The following is a 767-nucleotide window of genomic DNA, read 5'->3' as shown; positions in this document are numbered from 1 at the left end:
ATCCATTCTTTTTCCGCAGTCATGCAGCAGTCCTTCCGTTTTGCAGTATTTCCAAAGCAGTATATTACGTTCAATCCCATGCAGTATATTAAACTGCGGTATCAGACGGATGAAGTGGATTTGTTTTCCGATGAGGATATGGACGGAAATGTCCAACCAATTTCACGAGAAGATTATGAAAGATTGCTTGCTTATCTGCAAAAAAAGAACCCAGCCGCAATACTTCCAATCCAGATAGCCTATTATGCCGGGCTTCGTATTGGAGAAGCCTGCGGTTTGGCATGGCAGGACGTAAATCTGGAAGAACAATGCCTTACCATAAGACGCAGCATCCGATATGATGGTTCAAAGCGCAAATATATCATCGGACCAACCAAGCGGAAAAAAGTGAGGATTGTTGATTTTGGAGATACGCTGGTAGAGATTTTCCGTAATACCCGGAAAGAGCAGTTAAAAAATCGAATGCAGTACGGAGAACTTTATCACACGAACTACTACAAAGAGGTCAAAGAGAAAAACAGAGTGTACTACGAATATTACTGCTTAGACAGAACAGAGGAAGTCCCAGCAGATTATAAAGAAATTTCTTTTGTTTGCTTAAGACCGGATGGTTGCCTGGAACTTCCGACTACTTTGGGAACGGTATGCAGAAAGGTGGCAAAAACATTAGAGGGATTTGAAGGCTTTCATTTCCACCAGTTACGTCACACCTATACAAGCAACCTTTTAGCAAATGGAGCAGCCCCAAAAGATGTGCAGGAATTGTT

General features: G+C 42.1%; 1 protein-coding gene. It reads left to right on the top strand.

Going from position 1 to position 767, the window contains the following annotated elements; all coding sequences use genetic code 11:
- Positions 1-767: site-specific integrase (locus DWZ60_RS17030; RefSeq protein WP_147397780.1), on the top strand; the 767-nt coding region annotated here is incomplete at both ends.

This window comes from Blautia sp. AF34-10 (genome assembly GCF_003477865.1).
GTDB lineage: Bacteria > Bacillota > Clostridia > Lachnospirales > Lachnospiraceae > Fusicatenibacter > Fusicatenibacter saccharivorans.
The sequence above is the reverse complement of the archived record's forward strand: the minus strand, read 5'-3'. Positions and strand labels throughout refer to the sequence as shown.